Below are 18,247 nucleotides of genomic sequence, written 5' to 3' on the forward strand. Positions count from 1 at the left end.
GGAAAAATCCGCGCAACGCCCCCCTTCTTCTGGCTGAAAATACTTTCGGGGCGTTTGAGGGGCAGACAGCCCCTCATTCAAAAAAGTGAATCGCGTGCGCCGCAGGCGCGCCTTTCGACAGTGGGCCTTAGCGGTGCGTATGCAAATATCGCACCAACGCCTGGGTCGAGCCGTCCTTGTCGTCCGCGGGGGCCTCTCCCTCGACAATCGGCTGCAATGCGGTTGCTAGTTCTTTGCCCAACTCCACGCCCCATTGGTCGTAAGAATTGATGCCGAGGATTACGCCCTCGACAAAAACCCGATGCTCGTACAGCGCCACGATCTGGCCCAGCGTGAACGGATCCAACTTGGGATAGATAAGCGTCGTGGACGGCCGGTTCCCGGCAAAGACGCGGTGTGCCGCCTGCCGCTCCAACTCTGTACCCTCGAATTTGTCCGCTATTTTCGCCCGCGCCTCGTCCAGGGACCGCCCGCGCATCAACGCCTCGGACTGTGCCAGGCAATTGGCCACCAACAGGTCGTGATGATGGCGCAGCTCCGGCTCGTGGCCCTCACAGGCGACCATGAATTCGCAGGGGATCACGGACGTCCCCTGATGGATCAACTGGTAAAACGCGTGCTGCCCGTTTGTACCGGGCGCACCCCAGACCACAGGGCCGCTCTCCTCCGGCACGGCACCGCCATCCATAGTCACCGACTTACCGTTAGATTCCATCTCAAGCTGCTGGAAATAGTCTGGCAGCTGCCCCAACCGCTGGTCATAGGGTAACACGGCCCGCGTCGCATGGCCCAGCACCTGCCGATGCCAGATGCCGACCAGGGCCAGCATCAGCGGCATGTTCTCAGCGCCTTCGGCCGCACAGAAATGCCGGTCCATCTCCTGACCGCCGCGCAGGAACGCACGGAACCCATCCGGCCCGATGGCCAGCATGACCGACAGGCCGATCGGCCCCCACATCGAATAGCGGCCGCCGACCCAATCCTCGAAGCCAAAAACACGGGCTTCGGGAATACCAAACTCCGACGTCTTCTCCAGGTTCGTCGACAGCGCCGCAAACTGCGCGCCGGGATCACCGCCGTGGTCCTGCATCCACGCCCGCGCCGTGCGCGCATTGGTCATCGTCTCGATGGTGGTAAAGGTCTTGGACGCCACAATCACCAGCGTCGTTTTCGCATCCAGCCCCCGCAACGTGTCAGCAATATGCGCCCCATCGACATTGGACACGAAATGAACACGCGGCCCGTCGTGGTAGGGCGACAGCGCCTGCACCGCCATGGCAGGGCCAAGGTCCGACCCGCCAATCCCGATATTCACGACATCGGTAATGTCACTGCAACGCACCTCTCCGGCATAGTCCTCCATCCGCGCCAACGTATCCAACACGCCCGGCATGACATCCTCGCCATCCACATGCACTGGACCACCATCCAGGTTGCGCAGTGCGGTATGCAGCACCGCACGCCCCTCGGTCTCGTTGATCTTTTCACCCGCAAACATCGCGTCGCGCCGCGCTGCCACATTGGCGCTGCCTGCCAGCGCGAGAAGCAAGGCGCGCGTGTCGGTGTCGATATTGGTCTTGGAGTAATCAAATCGCATGTACTGCGTCTGCACGGCGAATTCATCCGCACGCGCCTCGTCAAACAGGTCCAGAATGGCGCGCCCGTCCACGGACGCGGCCTTCGTCTTCAATTCAGTCCACATGAAATCACTCCGCCCAATGCACCGTAAGGCCGCTCATAACCGTCTTGATTGGCGCTTGCGTGACATCCAAACCCTCGGCCCGCTCAAGCGCGGCCCGCTTTTCAACGCCATAAATCACCAGGTGCTTGGCCATGGCTCCGGCCAAAGCAGGGCCAGAGAACGAAATCCGCGGCTCCTGCCCCTCGACCGACACGGGCACGACAATGGGCGCGTCATCGGCCAGCATATCGGCCAGCCCCTCGGCACCCGGAAACAGCGATGCCGTGTGCATGTCCGCCCCCATGCCCAACAAAAGCAGAGAGATCGGCAATTCTTCGGCCAATTGCACGGACAATCCGGGCGCTGCCTCCTCCGGCGTCTGCCCCTCCGCGTAGAACGGCGCAAACTGCGCCGCTGCCGCACGGCTCTGAAACAAACGGTCCTTGAGCAGCGCGGTATTGGACCGCGCATGATCCTCCGGCACCCACCGTTCATCGCTCAGGATCACATGCACCCGCGCCCAATCCAGATCGGCCGCGCACAAGTTGTCAAAGATCGGCCCCGGCGTGGTCCCGCCGGGCACCACAAAGGATGCCCACTCATGCACCAGAAGACAATTCTTCAACTCGCTGGCCAGCGCGTCGGCCAGCCCCATGGCCAGCAGATCGCGGTCGGGATACTCGACGATGTTCATGGGGTGACCTTTCTCCACACGCGGGTGTCGCGGGCCAAAAGCTGTACCGCATCCACCGGCCCCTCGCTACCGGCATCATAGGTCTTGGGCACATCTCCGCGCGCCTCCCAGCCGTGGATGATGGGATCGGTCCAGGCCCAGGCGGCCTCCACCTCGTCCCCGCGCATGAATAAGGTCTGGTTGCCACGGATCACATCCATGATCAGACGTTCATAGGCATCGGTCTGATCCGCACCATCCGGCCCCAACGCCTCGGCAAAGGACATATCAAGCGGCACATTCATCAGCCGCATGCCACCCGGCCCAGGCTCCTTGATGGTCACACCCAGCGTGATCCCCTCATTCGGCTGCAAGCGAATGGACAGCTCATTGCGATGCTCCCCCGCCTCGCCAAAGATCGAATGGTTCAACTCCTTGAAGACAACGACAATCTCGCTCGACCGCGCCTTGAGCCGCTTGCCGGTGCGCAAATAGAAAGGCGTGCCCGCCCACCGCCAGTTTGAGATGCCGACCTTCATTGCAATGTAGCTCTCGGTCCGGGATCTGGCATCGCCCACCGCCTCGCGGTAGCTCGGGTCGCCGCCTTCTGCCTCATACTGGCCGCGCACGATGTGATGCGGTACCACAGCGTCCAGCGCCCGGATGACCTTCAACTTCTCATCGCGCACCGCATCGGGGTCAAATTTCGAGGGCGGCTCCATCGCGATCAGGCACAGCAATTGCATCAGGTGGTTCTGCACCATGTCGCGCATGGCACCTGACTTATCATAATATTCACCGCGCCCGCCCACGCCCACGGTCTCGGCCACGGTGATCTGGATGTGATCGACATACTGGCTGTTCCACAACGGCTCGAACAGCATGTTGCCAAAGCGGACGGCCATAAGGTTCTGCACCGTCTCCTTGCCCAGATAATGGTCGATCCGGTAAATCTGGCGCTCGTCGAAATGCTTGGCCAGGTCGCGGTTCAGCGCCTGCGCCGTGTCCAGATCGCGGCCAAAGGGTTTTTCGACCACAATCCGGCTGTCCGCATCGGTCAGGCCGTGCTTGGTCAGGCGTTCGGCCAGATCACCAAACAGGCTCGGCCCAACCGAAAAGTAGAACGCACGCACCACATCGTCGCGCATCAACGTGACCAGATCAGTCCAGCCAGTGTCGCCGCGCGCATCAATGGTGACGAACTCCATCCGCTCCAGAAACCCATCCAGCGTGCCGTCTTCGCAGGCGCCCTCTCCACCGAACTCTGCAACAGCCTCGGCGACGAACTCACGGTACTCTGCACTGCTCATGTCGCCGCGGGCGGCCCCGATCACACGTGCATCCTTGGGCATCTGCCCGGCACAGAACCGGCGGAACAGCCCGGGCAGGATCTTGCGGCGGGCCAGATCGCCGGTGCCTCCGAAAATCACCAGATCAAAAGGGTCCACGGGAATGACGCGCGATACCATGGCAAGGGCTCCCTCTTGCGTGCCTGCAAAATGTTTGCGCTACCAGTAGCAGATTCAAACAGATACTCAACGCCCGATGCTGCAAGTGCAGCACGGACCCATGTCTTTCTATCACAAAGGCGTCAGGGGGCCACAGCGCGCTTTTCCCTTGTGATCGCAGGGCTTAGGTCTAACCTCCGATCGCAATCGCAGAAATGGACCGCACGCGCATGAAAGACTTGGCCAATCTTGGCAAATTCCAGGACCCCAACGTGACCGCCAAGGGCGAACCCCGCGCCAAGGTTTCGCTGACACATCCGGAAACGCTGTGGTTCAACACTGGCACGCTCTGCAACATCGCCTGTGCCAATTGCTACATTGAAAGCTCGCCCACCAACGACGCGCTGGAATTCATGACCGCGGACGAAGTGTCCGACTATCTCGACCAACTCGAAGACCGGAATTGGAACGTGCGCGAGATCGGGTTCACGGGCGGCGAGCCGTTCATGAACCCCGCCTTTCTCGCTATGGTCGACCAGTCGCTCGCGCGCGGATACGAGGTGCTGATCCTCACCAACGCCATGGCCCCCATGATGCGTCCCAAGATCAAGGCGGGCATTGTGCCACTGATCGAGGCCTATGGCGACAAGCTGACCTTCCGCATCTCGCTTGACCACCACGCCGCCGCCGTCCATGACGCCGAGCGGGGCGTGGGCACCTTTGCCAAGACCTTGCGCGGCATCCACTGGCTGTCTTCCATCGGAGCGCGTCTGGCAGTCGCAGGCCGGATCGAAATGGCCGAAAGCGAGGCTGAGGCGCGGGACGGCTACGCCGCCCTCTACGCCAAACACGGCTGGGACATCGATGCGCAAGATCCCGGCATGACCGTCCTCTTCCCCGAAATGGACGCCCAGGTCGAAGTGCCCGAAATAACGACTGCCTGCTGGGGCATCCTGAACAAGCACCCCGACGCGGTGATGTGTTCGTCGTCGCGCATGGTGGTCAAACGCAAAAGCGCAGCCGCGCCAGCCGTGCTGGCCTGCACCCTCCTGCCCTACGACCCGCAGTTCGAAATGGGCGCGACACTGAAGGAAGCCGAGGCCGACGTGTCCCTTAACCACCCCCACTGCGCGAAATTCTGCGTGCTGGGCGGGGCGTCCTGTTCGGCCTGACCATCACTGCAGAGTGAATTCGCCTGTCACGTTGCGCCATTCACCCGGCGCGATCATCTTGCGATGCGTAAAGCGCACCGAATGCAAGGCGCCTTCGATCTCCGCACGCCAAAAATCAATGAATTTGAACAATCTGGGATGATCCGGCGCCAGATCATAGTCCTGCCAAACAAAAGTGTTCAGCACATGGGTGTAATCCGGCATGCGATAAAACATCTCCGCCGTGGTCAGCCCGTATCCTTTCAACATCAACTCGGTCTCTGTTTCCGCCATGTGGCACCTCTTTTTCTGCTCCCGTGGCAGCAGAGCCGATCACCGATTAATTTTCAATGAAAACAATATACTAGCACCGTTCACGCCCGAGTGCTAACAACCAGAAGCGCCCAAGCATTGCACCTTATCTGCGCTTTCTGATAGACTGCACCGCAACATATAGCGCACGCGACAGAACGGGCAGAAACACGTGAACGACACGCCACAACCTCCTGAAAATGATGATGAAATGATGCCAGAGCGCCCCCCGTATGACGGCCCCTCTGTCTCGATCGAAGACGAAATGCGCACGTCCTATCTGGACTACGCAATGTCGGTCATCGTCAGCCGCGCCATCCCCGATCTGCGCGACGGCCTAAAACCTGTGCACCGGCGCATCCTTTATGCAATGCACGAAACGGGCAATACGCACGACAAATCCTACCGCAAGTCCGCCCGCCCTGTCGGCGACGTGATGGGGAAATACCACCCCCACGGTGACAGCGCGATCTACGACGCCCTTGTCCGCATGGCGCAGGATTTTTCCATGTCCTTACCGCTACTTGACGGTCAGGGCAACTTTGGTTCCATGGACGGCGACAACCCCGCAGCCATGCGCTACACCGAAGTGCGGATGGACAAACCGGCGGCATTCGTCCTGGCGGACATCGACAAAGACACCGTTGATTTCCAAGACAATTACGACGGAAAGGACCGCGAACCGACCGTCCTTCCCGCGCGTTTCCCCAACATGCTTGTCAACGGCGCCGGCGGCATCGCCGTCGGCATGGCCACCAACATCCCGCCCCACAACCTGGGCGAAGTGGTCGACGCCTGCCTTGCCCTGATTGAGGACCCCGACCTGTCCTCCGAAGCGCTCATCGACTACGTCCCCGGCCCCGACTTCCCCACCGGTGGCATCATGCTCGGGCGCTCCGGCGCGCGGAAAGCCTATCTCGAGGGGCGCGGCAGCGTCATCGTGCGGTCCAAAACCCGGGTAGAGGAGATTAGGAAAGACCGCTACGCCATTGTTATCGATGAGATTCCCTATCAGGTGAACAAGGCCACGATGATCGAGCGCATCGCCGAAGCAGCGCGCGAAAAACGCATCGAGGGTATCTCTCACGTGCAGGATGAATCCGATCGTAACGGTGTGCGCGTCGTGGTCGAGCTTAAGCGCGATGCCACAGCAGAAGTTGTGTTGAACCAACTCTTTAGGTTCACACCGATGCAGACCTCATTCGGCTGCAACATGCTCGCCCTGAACGGCGGGCGGCCCGAACAACTCACGCTGCGCCGATTCCTGACCTCCTTCCTCGATTTCCGCGAAGAGGTTGTGATCCGCCGCACCGCATTCGATCTGCGCAAAGCCCGCGACCGTTCGCACATCTTGTGTGGCCTCGCCGTCGCAGTCTCGAATGTTGACGAAGTTGTCGCCACCATCCGGTCCTCCGCCGACGGTGCCGAAGCGCGTAAAAAGCTCATGGAACGCCGCTGGCCCGCCGCCGAGATCGAAGGCTACCTGCGCCTCATCGACGATCCACTGTCGAAGATGCACGACGATGGCACCTACAACCTGACCGAAGTCCAGGCGCGCGCGATCCTTGATCTGCGCCTGCAACGCCTGACCCAGATCGGGGTCAAAGAAGTCACCGACGAACTTGAAGAGCTGGCGGCAAGGATTAAGGAATACTTGGACATTCTCGGATCACGCGAACGGATCATGGGCATCATCTCGGACGAATTGACCGAGGTAAAAGACCAGTTTGCCGTGCCTCGCCGCACCGAAATCGTCGACTGGTCCGGCGATATGGAAGACGAGGACCTAATCGAGCGCGAAGACATGGTCGTGACGGTGACCTCAGGAGGCTACATCAAGCGCACCCCGCTCGCCGACTTCCGCAGCCAGAAACGCGGCGGCAAGGGTGTCAGCGGCATGCAGACCAAGGAAGAGGATGTGATCACCACCCTCTTCGTCGCCAACACGCACACCCAGCTTCTGTTCTTCACCACCGACGGCATGGTCTACAAGCTCAAGACCTGGCGTCTGCCGCAGGGCGGCCGCACCTCCAAGGGTAAGGCGATCATCAATATTCTACCTATCCCCCAAGGGGTTAGCATTGCCGCCATTATGCCCGTCGATCGGGATGAAAATGAATGGGACGACCTGCAAGTGGTCTTCGCCACCTCCGCAGGCACGGTACGCCGCAACAAGCTGAGCGACTTCACCAACGTCATGCGCAACGGCAAGATTGCGATGAAGTTCGAGGATGAGCACGCCGATACGACCCTGATCAACGCCCGCATCGCCTCGCACGACGACGACGTGATGCTGGTTACGAATTCCGGCCGCGCCATCCGCTTCCCTGCCACCGACGTGCGCGTGTTCAACAGCCGCGCCTCCGTCGGTGTCCGCGGGATCAAGCTGAATGGGGCCGACCGAGTCGTTTCAATGTCGATTATCCGCCACTTCGACGCCACCAGCGAAGAGCGCACAGCCTATCTGAAAATGCGCCGCGCCATGGCTGGCATAGCAGATGACAGCGAAACGGATGAAGACGAAGCACCCGCCGATCCAAATTTCTCAAACGACCGTTATGTGGAAATGTCCGCGGCTGAAAACCTGATCCTGACGATCACCGCGCAAGGCGCAGGGAAACTGAGCTCGTCACACGATTACCCTGTGCGCGGGCGCGGCGGTCTTGGCGTGACGGCCATGGACAAGGCGATGCGCGGCGGCGACATCGTGGCCTCCTTCCCCGTCGACATGGACGACCAGATCATGCTGGCCACATCCAAGGGGCAATCCATCCGCGTCCCCGTCGACGGCATCAGCTTCCGGTCGCGCAGTGCGGGCGGGGTCAAGGTGTTCAACACCGGCAAGAACGAAGAGGTCGTCAGCGTCGCTTGGATTGCAGATCAGGGTGACGAAGACGCTGGCAGCGACGCCGAATAAGTTCTTCACTTTGCAAAATAAACCGCTCCCGGAGGGGACGAAAACAAAGGCGGCGCGGCCTCTACGGAACGCGCCGCTTCGCATATGCGCAATCAATGAATGTCGTGCGGCCCGTCGGGGCCGCTCCGCAAGGTCACGGCACGTCTACAACCCGTAAATGCCGCTGAACTTACCCGTCAAATACGCCAAGAGAGGTTCAGGTCCGGGCACACGCCCGCTCGCCTTCTCGATCACCTCGCGCGGCTCATAGAGGCTGCCATGCACCTGCAAATTGTCCTGCAGCCACCCTGTGGCAGACGATGTGTCGCCTTGGGCCAGTTGGGCATCCAGATCCGGCACCGCCCCACGCAATGCCTCGTGCAAGCACCCTGCATAGACATTGCCCAGCGAATAGGTCGGGAAGTACCCAAACAGACCGACCGACCAGTGCACGTCCTGCAAAACCCCGTTCGACGGCTTGTCCACTGCATAGCCGAAATCGGCCTCGAACCGGTCATTCCACGCCGCCTCAAGATCGCCGACAGTCAGATCGCCGGACATCAGCGCCCGCTCCAGATCAAAGCGCAAGAGCACATGCAGGTTGTACTGCACCTCGTCCGCCTCGGTCCGGATGTAGCCATTCGACACACGATTGACAGCGGCATAGAACGCCTGTTCATCCGCTATCCCGAAATCGCCAAACGCATCGCGCATCTGACCATAGAGCCATCTGGTGAAGGCGCGGCTGCGCCCCAATTGGTTCTCGTAAATCCGGCTCTGGCTTTCGTGCACACCCATCGACACGCCCCGGCCCAGCGGGCTCAGCAGATAAGCGTCGTCGATATTCTGTTCATAACAGGCGTGACCGACCTCGTGGATGGTCGAGTAAAAGCAGTTGAACGGATCTTCGGGGTTGGTGCGCGTGGTGATGCGCACATCACTGCCCGATCCGGACGAAAACGGGTGGACCGCCTTGTCGATACGACCATGTGTGAGATCGTAGCCAAAAGTCTCGGCCAGAAGCGTGCTGAGCTTCAGCTGCGCCGCTTCATCAAAACGCCCGGCCACGCCGGCAGGCGCGGGCTTGTCCAGAATGGCGGCGCGCAACTCCGTCAACGCAGGGCGCAATGCGCCAAACATCGCCTCGAGGTCGGCGCCGGTCGTGCCGGGCTCGTAGTCCTCCAGCATCGCGTCATAGATGTCGCCGCCATTGGCCAGCGCCGCGCCTTCCTCGCGCTTCAGCGCAATGACCTCGGCCAGTACAGGGGCAAAGGCGGCGTAGTCGTCCGCCTCCCGCGCCTCGGCCCATTTGCCTTGCGCGTTGGACGTAACGCGCGCGATCTGCGCGGCCAGATCGCCGGGCACCTTTGATGCGCGGTCGTAGCTGCGCTTGATTTCCCGCAACTTGGCCGCATCCACAGCGGCGAGGGCCCCCGCATCAATCGCAGCCAACCAGTCGCCCACCTTGGGATCCGTCCGGCGGGCGTGCAGAACGCTTTCCATCGCGGCCATCTCTTCGCCACGCTGCGCGGCAGCACCGCGGGGCATCATCGTCTCCTGATCCCAGCCCAGTCGTCCCGCCACCTGTCCCAGAGCTTGCGTAGTTTGGTCATAGGCCAGAAGGTCGTCAAAGGCGCTCATCACGAAGTCCCCCGGATGGATGTGGCAATGGGATAGGCCGCAAGGAACCGCGCCCGCAGGATCAGCGCCCAAAGGATCACGGCCAGAAACTGGTGCAGGATCGCGATTTGCCACGGCGCGCCGTACAGAACCGTGACGATCCCCAGCACGATTTGCAGGCTCATGGCGGCAAAGACGGCATTGAACGCAAAACGCGTGTTGGCATGGGCGGACGCGCGGCCGCGCCACCAGACGACCACTGCAAAGGCAGCGAGCAGATAGCCCGTCACCCGGTGGATGAACTGCACAAGACCGGGGCTTTCAAAAAAGTTCCGCCACCACGGCTCGAACACAAAGGCCGTCGCCGGAAACACCTGCCCGCCCATCAACGGCCAATCTGTATAACTGCGCCCAGCGTCGATACCCGCCACCAGAGCACCAATCAGGATTTGCAGAAACGCAAAGTGCATCAGGCCCGTGGACATGGAAAACAGCTTGGCTTCCTTGCCGCGCCGCGCCTGCATCAGATCGCGCTCCGATCGGCCCAGAAGGTAGGTGTACCACGCGATAAAGCCCAGAATGACGAAGGCCAAGCCCAGATGCGTGGCCAAGCGGTAGCTGGCCACGTCCAGCATCCCCTCGCCCTGTGTCACACCACTGGCGACCATCCACCAGCCGATGGCGCCTTGCAGACCTCCCAATGCGCCAAGACCCAAAAGGCGCGGCGTCCAGCCCGTAGGGATTTGACGACGGATCAGGAACCAGAAGAAGCCAATGGCCCAGACCAGACCAATCACCCGGCCCAACTGCCGATGCCCCCATTCCCACCAATAGATGACCTTGAAATCGGCCATCGTCATCCATTGATTTTGCAGGCGAAACTCGTCGATCTGTTGGTACAGCGCGAACTCGGCCTCCCAATCGGCCTGGTTCAGCGGCGGGATCGCCCCGGTGAAAGGTCGCCATTCAGTGATGGATAGCCCACTGTCCGTTAGACGCGTCAGCCCGCCCACTGCAATCATCACGACGACCAGGGCAAAGAGCATCATAAGCCACACGCGGATGGCACCGCGCGCACCGCCCCTGCCCTTGTCGATCACACCTGTTTCGACCACTTGCTTTTCGGTGGTCCCGACCTCTTCGAAAATACTACGGTTTTTTGCCATCTTGGCTCCGGTCCTTGCTCACCGCGCAACCTAAGTCTGCCGTGCGGGGTCGTCCATAGTCACTGGCGGCTGGCCCAGCGGACCATCTGACGCAGCATGCCGTGCAGGGTCTGCACATCGGCCCGGGTCAGGGGCATCCGGCTCCAGAAATTTCGCAGGTTCATCTTCATGCTGGGGGCCTTGTGTTCGGGGAAAAAGAACCCGGCCCCCTCCAGCCGTTCCTCGAAATGGCGCGCCAGGTGTTCAATCTCCTGCCCATCGGCCCAGTCGGTGCCCGCCATCTCGGTGACTTGGTGTTCGATCTCTGCGCTGGCACGCACCCATTCATAGCCCACAAGCAACACGCACTGGGCCAGGTTCAGAGAGGGAAACTCGGGGTTCACCGGAACAGTGATCAGCGCATTCGCCTGCGCCAGATCCTCATTCTCAAGTCCCGCGCGCTCGGGACCGAACATCACCGCCACGTGTTGGCCTTCGGCAATGCGGCGGGCCGCGTCCTGCATCGCGGCCTCGGGGCTCAGCACCTCTTTGGTCATGTCGCGCATACGGGCCGTGGTGGCGTAGACATAGGTGCAGTCACTGACACTGCCCGCCACATCCGGATGCACGGTGGCGGCATCCAGCACCCGGCCTGCGCCACTCGCCATGGCCACAGCCGCCCGATTGGGCCAACCATCGCGCGGGTCCACAATGCGCATCCGGTCCACGCCGAAATTCAGCATCGCCCGGGCTGCTGCCCCGATGTTCTCGCCCATCTGCGGGCGTGTCAGCACAAATGTCGGTGTCATGTCGCGCCGTCTATCGCGGCTTGTAAGGCCCGACAATCCCCTTCATTTCGCCAAATAAACCGCCGCCGGAGGCATAAATCTTTTCAAACACAGGCTTTTCCGGCTAGAGCGGCACCCAGAACAAAGGACAACACCAATGAGTGCCCCCGAGCAGCCGCAGATCTACCTTCTCACCCCGCCCGTCTTTGAGTTGTCCGTATTCCCCGGACAGCTGAATGCCGTGCTCGAAGCGCATGATGTCGCCTGCATTCGCCTCGCCCTTGCCACGCGGGAAGAGGACCGCATTTCCCGCGCAGCCGACGCCTGCCGCGAGGTGGCCCACGCCCATGATGTCGCACTTGTCCTGAACGATCACGTCAGCCTTGCCGAGCGGCTGGGCCTCGATGGCGTGCACCTCAGCGACGCGGCCAAATCGGTGCGCGACGCACGCAAGGCGCTGGGGCCGGACGCGATCGTGGGCAGCTTTTGCGGCACGTCCCGCCATGACGGCATGACGGCAGGCGAAGCAGGGGCCGACTATGTCTCTTTCGGCCCACTCACAGGCATGGCCGAGGAGGCGACAGCCGAGAACGCCCTCTTTGCCTGGTGGTCAGAGATGATCGAAGTCCCCATCGTGGCCGAAGGTGGCCTGACCCTCGACACGGTCAAACGGCTCGCCCCCGTCACGGACTTCTTTGGCGTGGGCGAAGAGATCTGGGGCGATGAGGACCCCGCCGCCGCCCTCGCCCGCCTGATGGACCCAATCGGTTAAAGCAGCGTCCGTTCAATCACCCAGTAGATCGCCACCACCGCAATGATCAGCGACCCGGTCATCGACCAGGCGCGGAACATGACGTTGTAGTCGGTGATGGTCTCTTCCTGGCCGTCGAGCTCGGACACACGCGCTGCGCGCACACCCAGCCACAGCGCGATGGCGGCCAGGGCGATGACGGTCAGCTGGCCAATCTCGACCCCGACATTAAAGCCGATAAGCGCAGGGATGAATTGCCCCTCCGGCAAGCCGAACTCGCCCAGCACGGATGCAAAACCAAGCCCGTGCAGCAGGCCAAAACCGAAGATGATCATGGGCCGCCACTTGTTCAGCCCCCGCGCAAAGATGTTTTCAATCGCGACGTACACAATAGAGGCAGCAATCAGCGGCTCCACGATGCTGCCCGGCATGGTGACGATGCCAAGCGCGCCAAGCGCCAGCGTGACAGTGTGCGCAAGCGTGAAGGCCGTTACCTGCCACAACAGTGGCGCCAGCCGCGTGGACAGGAAAAACAGACCCAGCACAAACAGGATATGGTCCAGCCCCTTCGGCAAGATGTGGTCAAAGCCAACCGGGATATACGCGCCAAAGGTCTGCCAGCCGGACGCAGCATCGCCGCCCGCAACAGCAATCGGTCCGCTCGCATCGCCGCCCGAAATCAGCCCGGTATAGGGCGCCTCCACCCCCTGTTGCCGCAGGATCAAATCGCCAGCGCCAGCGGGCCAAGCCACCTCGACAGCATCTGTCCCCGCGGGGACAGATCCGGTCAGCACGATGTCGGTGATGCGTGCAAGTTCCGGATTGGACACCTCCGGAACATTCACGTCGTCGATGGCCATTGGCACCGCCGCACCGGCCGCCGTCACGAGCGGGACAGTGTTCAACACCTCGACAAGATCCGGAACGCGCGCCGCAACCTCAGCACCGCCCAACGCACGCAACACATCATAGTCAGCTGCGTTCTCGGCATTGTTCGTATCGGTCACGACATCCAAGTCGATCCCGGACAGCTGCGCCTCGACATTCACGCGCAACGCGACCTGCACTGTGCCGTCTGCCACGGTCAGATCTGCAATCGTCGGCACAACCTCGTGTGCGGCGGACATGCTGGCCCACATGCCACAGCAAAGAGTTGACAACACCGCCCAAAGCCGCAGCTTCAAGGACAGTAGAACAAAGGCAGTCTTCATGTTTCTCACCCGATTGATCGCATCGCTTTGGTGCGCCATCTGCGCCGCAAGCGCAACCGCCCATGAGTTCTGGATCGAACCCGAAAACTTTCAATTGCCCCCCTCGGCGCAAATTGTGGCGCGGCTGAAGAACGGCGAAGAATTTGAGGGCGTGAACCTCGCTTATTTCGAACGGCGGATTGAACGGTTTGATGTTGTGGTCGGCGACACCATACGCCCGGTTCAGGCGCGGATGGGCGATAACCCGGCCCTTGACGTGCCAGGGCCCGTGGGTGGGCTTGTCGTCGTGGTGCACGAAACCAAGCCATCACTTCTGACCTACCGGGATTGGGCGAAGTTCCAGAAATTCGCCAAGCACAAGGATTTCCCGGACATTGCGGACCGCCACACGGCCAACGGGTTCCCAGAACCGCCGTTCAAGGAACGCTACACACGCCACGCCAAGGCACTGGTCGCTGTCGGTGAAGGCGTCGGCCTCGACCGCGCGCTGGGTCTGAAGACCGAATTCATCGCGCTGACAAACCCCTATGCCCCGGAGTTCGATGGCACCATGCAGGTGCAACTCACTCTGGACGGTGAGATCCGGACAGACGCGCAAGTGGAAGTCTTCGACCGCGCACCCAATGACAGCGTCACCATCACCCTGCACCGCACCGACGACACTGGCATTGCAGCAATCCCTGTGACAGCCGGACATGACTACCTGTTCGACGCAGTCGCCATTGCGCCCACAACGGATGGCACGACCGACGCCGTGTGGGACACCTATTGGGCCGCGCTCACCTTTGGCGTGCCGGAGTAACGGGCGCCCTTGCCTCTTGCCGCCGGCAGCGGCACAACACCGCCATGACGCAAACGCCTGACATTCTGTGCATCGGATCGGTCCTGTGGGACGTGATTGGGCGCGCGCCACTGGCGATGCGACAGGGATCTGACGTGCCGGGGCGGATCACGCGGCTGCCCGGCGGTGTCGCCATGAACATTGCCATGACGCTCGCGCGCTTCGGTCTAACGCCTGCGCTGCTCACGGCCATTGGCCGCGATGCCGAAGGGGACGAATTGGTCGCCGCCTGCACCGCGCGGGGCATGATCACCGACACTGTCTACCGCTCTGAGGACTTGCCAACGGACCAGTACATGGCCGTCGAGGGCGCGAACGGCTTGATCGCCGCCATTGCCGACGCCCATTCATTGGAAAGCGCGGGCGCCAAGATCCTGCGCCCTTTGACAAACGGCACAATCGCCACGCCGGAGGCGCCCTATGGCGGGCTGGCTGCGCTGGATGGGAACCTGACGCTCGATCTGCTGAACAAGATCGCCACCAGCCCTGTTCTTTCGCATGCGGATCTGCGCGTGGCGCCTGCCTCGCCAGGCAAGGCGGAACGGCTTGGTCCGTTTCTCAACCACAGCCGCGGCACGCTTTACGTGAACCTCGAAGAGGCCGGGCTGCTGTGCCAGCGCGGCTTTGACAACTCAGTCGAGGCCGCTGACGGTCTGCTCGCACGCGGGGCGGCGCGGGTGCTGGTGACGGATGGCGGCAAGACCGCGACCGAAGGGTCGGCGGACGGGCTGGTCAGCGAAACGCCCCCGCAGGTCCTTGTCACCCGCATCACCGGTGCGGGCGACACGTTCATGGCCGCACATATTGCGGCCGAGGTGCGCGGAGCCAACCGCTCTGACGCCCTGCACGCCGCACTTGAGGCGGCCGCCATCTACGTTTCAGGAAAGACGCCCACATGACGCTCTTCACCCCTTCGCCCGAAGTTGCAGCAGCACTAAGTAACGGCACACCCGTGGTCGCGCTGGAAAGCACGATCATCACCCACGGCATGCCCTATCCTCAAAACCTTGAGGTCGCGCGGCAGGTCGAGGGTGACATCCGCGCGGGCGGCGCCGTGCCAGCCACCATGGCCGTGATCGACGGCGTGCTGCACGCGGGCCTCACGGACACGCAGCTTGAAGGTCTGGCGCAGTCCAAAAACGTGGCCAAACTCAGCCGCGCCGACATGGCGGTGTGCATCGCGGGGGGCGGAACAGGGGCGACAACGGTGGCGGCCACGATGATCGCTGCACGCCTCGCTGGTATCTCCGTCTTTGCCACCGGCGGCATCGGCGGCGTGCACAAGGGGGCCGAACACAGCTTTGACATCTCCGCCGACCTGCTGGAACTGGCGCAAACCCCCGTCACCGTGGTTGCGGCGGGGGCCAAGGCGATCCTCGACATTCCCAAGACGCTGGAAGTGCTGGAAACCCAGGGCGTGCCGGTCATCGCCTATGGTCAGGACGACATGCCCGCCTTCTGGTCGCGCAGCGCAGGCATCCTTGCCCCGTTGCGCATGGACACCGCCGCCGCCATCGCTGCGGCCCATGTCCAGCGCAGCGCCATGGGCCTGCCCGGCGGACAGCTGGTGGTGAACCCGATCCCGGAAGCGGACGAGATTGATCGCGCGACCCTCGCACCGATCATCGCGCAGGCCACGCGGGATGCCGATGCGCATGGGATCAGCGGCAAGGGTGTGACACCCTACCTGCTGCAACGCATCTTTGAATTGACGGACGGGCGCTCGCTGACCGCGAATATCGCGCTTGTCCGCAACAATGGCCGGCTCGCCGCGCAAATCGCCGCCGAATTGGGCACGCAAACGAGCGATGCCTGAACAAAGGGCACAAAGCATTGTAGTGCCCGAACCGTTGCCTTACGTAACCTGTGAAGAAGTGCCGGGACCACGATGAATACCCCATTTGATCCAGAAACACCCAGGCGCCCCGGCCTGTTTTCCAGGCTGCGGGCGTCTTTCCTGACCGGCATTGTCGTCATCGCCCCCGTGGGATTAACGGTCTGGCTGATCTGGACGGTGATCGGTTGGGTCGATGGATTCGTCTGGCCGCTCGTGCCAGCTGCGTGGCAACCGGATTCCATCGTCAATTTCTGGCTGAACAACCCGCGTTTCATCGACCAGAACGGGGTTCGTGTGCCCAATCCGGACTGGATTCATGTAAACGTGCGCGGCGTGGGCGTGATCGTCTTTTTGCTGTTCACCATCTTCGTGGGCTGGATCGCCAAGGGGTTCATCGGGCGGTCCCTGATCCGCTGGGCCGAAAGCCTGGTGGAGCGGACGCCGGTCGTGCGGTCGATCTATTCCGGGATCAAGCAGATCTCCGAGACGATCTTTGCCCAATCCGAACGATCCTTCGAAAAAGCGTGCCTGATCGAGTATCCGCGCAAGGGCATCTGGGCCATCGGCTTTATCTCGACCACAGCCAAGGGCGAAGTGAGCGACCGGGCGGGCAGTACGGGCGCGCTGCTCAGCATCTTTGTGCCCACGACGCCGAACCCGACGTCCGGTTTCCTGCTTTTCTTTCCGGCAGAAGACGTCATCGAATTGGACATGTCAGTCGAGGATGCGGCAAAGCTGGTGATCTCGGCGGGCCTTGTGTATCCGAACGGCAAGGACCCGACCAAACCGCCGTCGTGACAAAACGAGACTGTGCCGCAAAAATCCGTGTCGGAATTTGGCGTTTAGCTGAACATGTCGCGCAGATTGATGCTGTCGCAGGTGCCGACCCGATCAAAATGCGTGTCCAGAAACTGCTGTGCCGCCCGCGCACCTGCGTCGCGCAACCGCCCCATGACAAAGCCATTTGGCACAACCTTGGTTGCCACGCTCAGATCGTTCATCAGCGCATCATCAGCGATCATATGCATGTTGATCCGCCGCATCTGGCCCTCTTCGATCGTGCCCTCATCAATCAGTCGTTTCACAAATGAGATCGCCCGCATCTCGCGCAATAGTGACGAGTTAAAGCTGATCTCGTTGATCCGGTTCTGGATCTGTTGCGGCGTGCGCGGCAGGTGTTCGCGTTCCAGCGGGTTGATGTTGATGACCACGATGTCATCCGGCAGCGACGTATCAAAGAGCGGGAAAAGTGCGGGATTGCCGGTATAGCCGCCGTCCCAGAACTCCTCCTCCTGTCCGGTCTCATCATCGTGGACCACAACGGCCTGAAACAGCGTCGGCAGACAGGCCGATGCCATGATGACGTCCGGTGTCACCTCTGCCTGTCTGAACACGCGCAGCTTGCCGTTGCGCACGCGCGTGGCGTTGATGAAAAGCTGCGGGCCGTCATCGCAGCACACTTTCTCCATGTTGAACTTGGACACGATATCGGTGAGTGGATTGCGGTAGAAGGGACCGAAAGAATAGGGCGACACCATGCGCCCCACCGCATCGCCAATGGCGTAAGGCAGCGAGTATTCCAGCGCCTGGGACACTTGAGCGGGCCCAAAGGGTGCCATCCACGTCGCCATGCGCATGTCCTGTACCCCCGCCACCTGGTCCCACAACCAGTCGAGGTTGGCGCGCGCGTCCGTCTCACCCCCGAGCGCGAGGCCCGCCTTGATGGCAGCACCGTTAAGCGCGCCTGCAGATGTGCCGGACACGCCCGCAATCTCGATCCGGTCATCGGCCAGGAGCACATCGAGCGCACCCCAGGTGAAAGCGCCATGCGCTCCGCCCCCTTGCAGGGCCACGTTGATCTTCTTGCGCGTCATGGGTTGACCTCTGGTCTGG

At 61.7% G+C, this 18,247-nt stretch carries 16 protein-coding genes; 7 read left to right on the forward strand and 9 right to left on the reverse strand.

The window, feature by feature from the left end; translation table 11 throughout:
* Positions 1 to 127: 127 nt before the first annotated feature.
* From pgi to zwf, 3 genes are read right to left on the reverse strand one after another with little or no spacing between them, the layout of a single operon-like run.
* Positions 128 to 1,702 (reverse strand): glucose-6-phosphate isomerase, encoded by a 1,575-nt coding sequence (gene pgi / locus BWR18_RS07595; RefSeq protein WP_076627417.1) that lies wholly within the window; start codon positions 1,700 to 1,702, stop codon positions 128 to 130.
* Positions 1,703 to 1,706: 4 nt separating this feature from the next.
* Positions 1,707 to 2,375: a 6-phosphogluconolactonase gene (gene pgl / locus BWR18_RS07600; RefSeq protein ID WP_076627418.1), complete on the reverse strand. Its 669-nt coding sequence runs from the start codon at positions 2,373 to 2,375 to the stop codon at positions 1,707 to 1,709.
* Positions 2,372 to 3,823, reverse strand: coding sequence for a glucose-6-phosphate dehydrogenase (zwf, locus tag BWR18_RS07605; protein WP_076627419.1), 1,452 nt, complete (start codon positions 3,821 to 3,823; stop codon positions 2,372 to 2,374). The genes pgl and zwf overlap by 4 nt, the downstream gene beginning before the upstream one ends.
* A 209-nt stretch (positions 3,824 to 4,032) precedes the next feature.
* Here zwf and BWR18_RS07610 point away from each other — a divergent pair, with 209 nt between their 5' ends.
* Positions 4,033 to 4,974 carry a radical SAM protein gene (locus BWR18_RS07610; RefSeq protein ID WP_076630185.1) on the forward strand — a complete coding sequence of 314 codons (942 nt, stop codon included), beginning with the start codon at positions 4,033 to 4,035 and terminating at the stop codon, positions 4,972 to 4,974.
* 3 nt (positions 4,975 to 4,977) lie between these two features.
* Here BWR18_RS07610 and BWR18_RS07615 read toward each other — a convergent pair whose 3' ends face one another.
* Positions 4,978 to 5,247, reverse strand: a complete 270-nt coding sequence (locus tag BWR18_RS07615; protein WP_076627420.1) for an usg protein — start codon at positions 5,245 to 5,247, stop codon at positions 4,978 to 4,980.
* Between the two features lie 229 nt (positions 5,248 to 5,476).
* Here BWR18_RS07615 and gyrA point away from each other — a divergent pair, with 229 nt between their 5' ends.
* Complete coding sequence (gyrA, locus tag BWR18_RS07620) at positions 5,477 to 8,182, forward strand: DNA gyrase subunit A (protein WP_254684951.1); 2,706 nt, start codon at positions 5,477 to 5,479, stop codon at positions 8,180 to 8,182.
* A 144-nt stretch (positions 8,183 to 8,326) separates the two neighbouring features.
* On the opposite strand, the gene BWR18_RS07625 is transcribed toward gyrA, so the two are convergent.
* From BWR18_RS07625 to BWR18_RS07635, 3 genes are read right to left on the reverse strand one after another with little or no spacing between them, the layout of a single operon-like run.
* Positions 8,327 to 9,802 (reverse strand): carboxypeptidase M32, encoded by a 1,476-nt coding sequence (locus BWR18_RS07625; RefSeq protein WP_076627422.1) that lies wholly within the window; start codon positions 9,800 to 9,802, stop codon positions 8,327 to 8,329.
* Positions 9,802 to 10,947 carry a heme A synthase gene (gene ctaA, locus BWR18_RS07630; protein WP_076627423.1) on the reverse strand — a complete coding sequence of 382 codons (1,146 nt, stop codon included), beginning with the start codon at positions 10,945 to 10,947 and terminating at the stop codon, positions 9,802 to 9,804. The genes BWR18_RS07625 and ctaA overlap by 1 nt, the downstream gene beginning before the upstream one ends.
* A gap of 59 nt (positions 10,948 to 11,006) precedes the next feature.
* Positions 11,007 to 11,735 (reverse strand): RNA methyltransferase, encoded by a 729-nt coding sequence (locus BWR18_RS07635; RefSeq protein WP_076627424.1) that lies wholly within the window; start codon positions 11,733 to 11,735, stop codon positions 11,007 to 11,009.
* Between the two features lie 136 nt (positions 11,736 to 11,871).
* Here BWR18_RS07635 and BWR18_RS07640 point away from each other — a divergent pair, with 136 nt between their 5' ends.
* Positions 11,872 to 12,486 (forward strand): thiamine phosphate synthase, encoded by a 615-nt coding sequence (locus BWR18_RS07640; RefSeq protein ID WP_076627425.1) that lies wholly within the window; start codon positions 11,872 to 11,874, stop codon positions 12,484 to 12,486.
* Here the strand turns inward: BWR18_RS07640 and BWR18_RS07645 are convergent.
* Positions 12,483 to 13,676 carry a HupE/UreJ family protein gene (locus tag BWR18_RS07645; RefSeq protein ID WP_076627426.1) on the reverse strand — a complete coding sequence of 398 codons (1,194 nt, stop codon included), beginning with the start codon at positions 13,674 to 13,676 and terminating at the stop codon, positions 12,483 to 12,485. The two genes, BWR18_RS07640 and BWR18_RS07645, sit on opposite strands and share 4 nt — an antisense overlap.
* Between BWR18_RS07645 and BWR18_RS07650 the strand changes: the two genes are divergently transcribed.
* From BWR18_RS07650 to BWR18_RS07665, 4 genes are all read left to right on the forward strand, one after another.
* Positions 13,675 to 14,478, forward strand: coding sequence for a DUF4198 domain-containing protein (locus BWR18_RS07650; RefSeq protein WP_076627427.1), 804 nt, complete (start codon positions 13,675 to 13,677; stop codon positions 14,476 to 14,478). The genes BWR18_RS07645 and BWR18_RS07650 overlap by 2 nt on opposite strands.
* Positions 14,479 to 14,522: 44 nt before the next feature.
* Positions 14,523 to 15,416: a PfkB family carbohydrate kinase gene (locus BWR18_RS07655; RefSeq protein WP_076627428.1), complete on the forward strand. Its 894-nt coding sequence runs from the start codon at positions 14,523 to 14,525 to the stop codon at positions 15,414 to 15,416.
* The gene (locus tag BWR18_RS07660) at positions 15,413 to 16,333 is read left to right on the forward strand and encodes a pseudouridine-5'-phosphate glycosidase (protein ID WP_076627429.1); all 921 of its coding nucleotides are present in this window, start codon (positions 15,413 to 15,415) and stop codon (positions 16,331 to 16,333) included. The genes BWR18_RS07655 and BWR18_RS07660 overlap by 4 nt, the downstream gene beginning before the upstream one ends.
* 72 nt (positions 16,334 to 16,405) lie before the next feature.
* Complete coding sequence (locus BWR18_RS07665; protein ID WP_076627430.1) at positions 16,406 to 17,152, forward strand: DUF502 domain-containing protein; 747 nt, start codon at positions 16,406 to 16,408, stop codon at positions 17,150 to 17,152.
* A 44-nt stretch (positions 17,153 to 17,196) separates the two neighbouring features.
* Here BWR18_RS07665 and BWR18_RS07670 read toward each other — a convergent pair whose 3' ends face one another.
* On the reverse strand, positions 17,197 to 18,228 hold the full coding sequence (locus BWR18_RS07670; protein WP_076627431.1) for a patatin-like phospholipase family protein: 1,032 nt from the start codon (positions 18,226 to 18,228) through the stop codon (positions 17,197 to 17,199).
* Positions 18,229 to 18,247: the final 19 nt, after the last annotated feature.

Origin of the sequence: Tateyamaria omphalii (assembly GCF_001969365.1) — a bacterium.
GTDB lineage: Bacteria > Pseudomonadota > Alphaproteobacteria > Rhodobacterales > Rhodobacteraceae > Tateyamaria > Tateyamaria omphalii_A.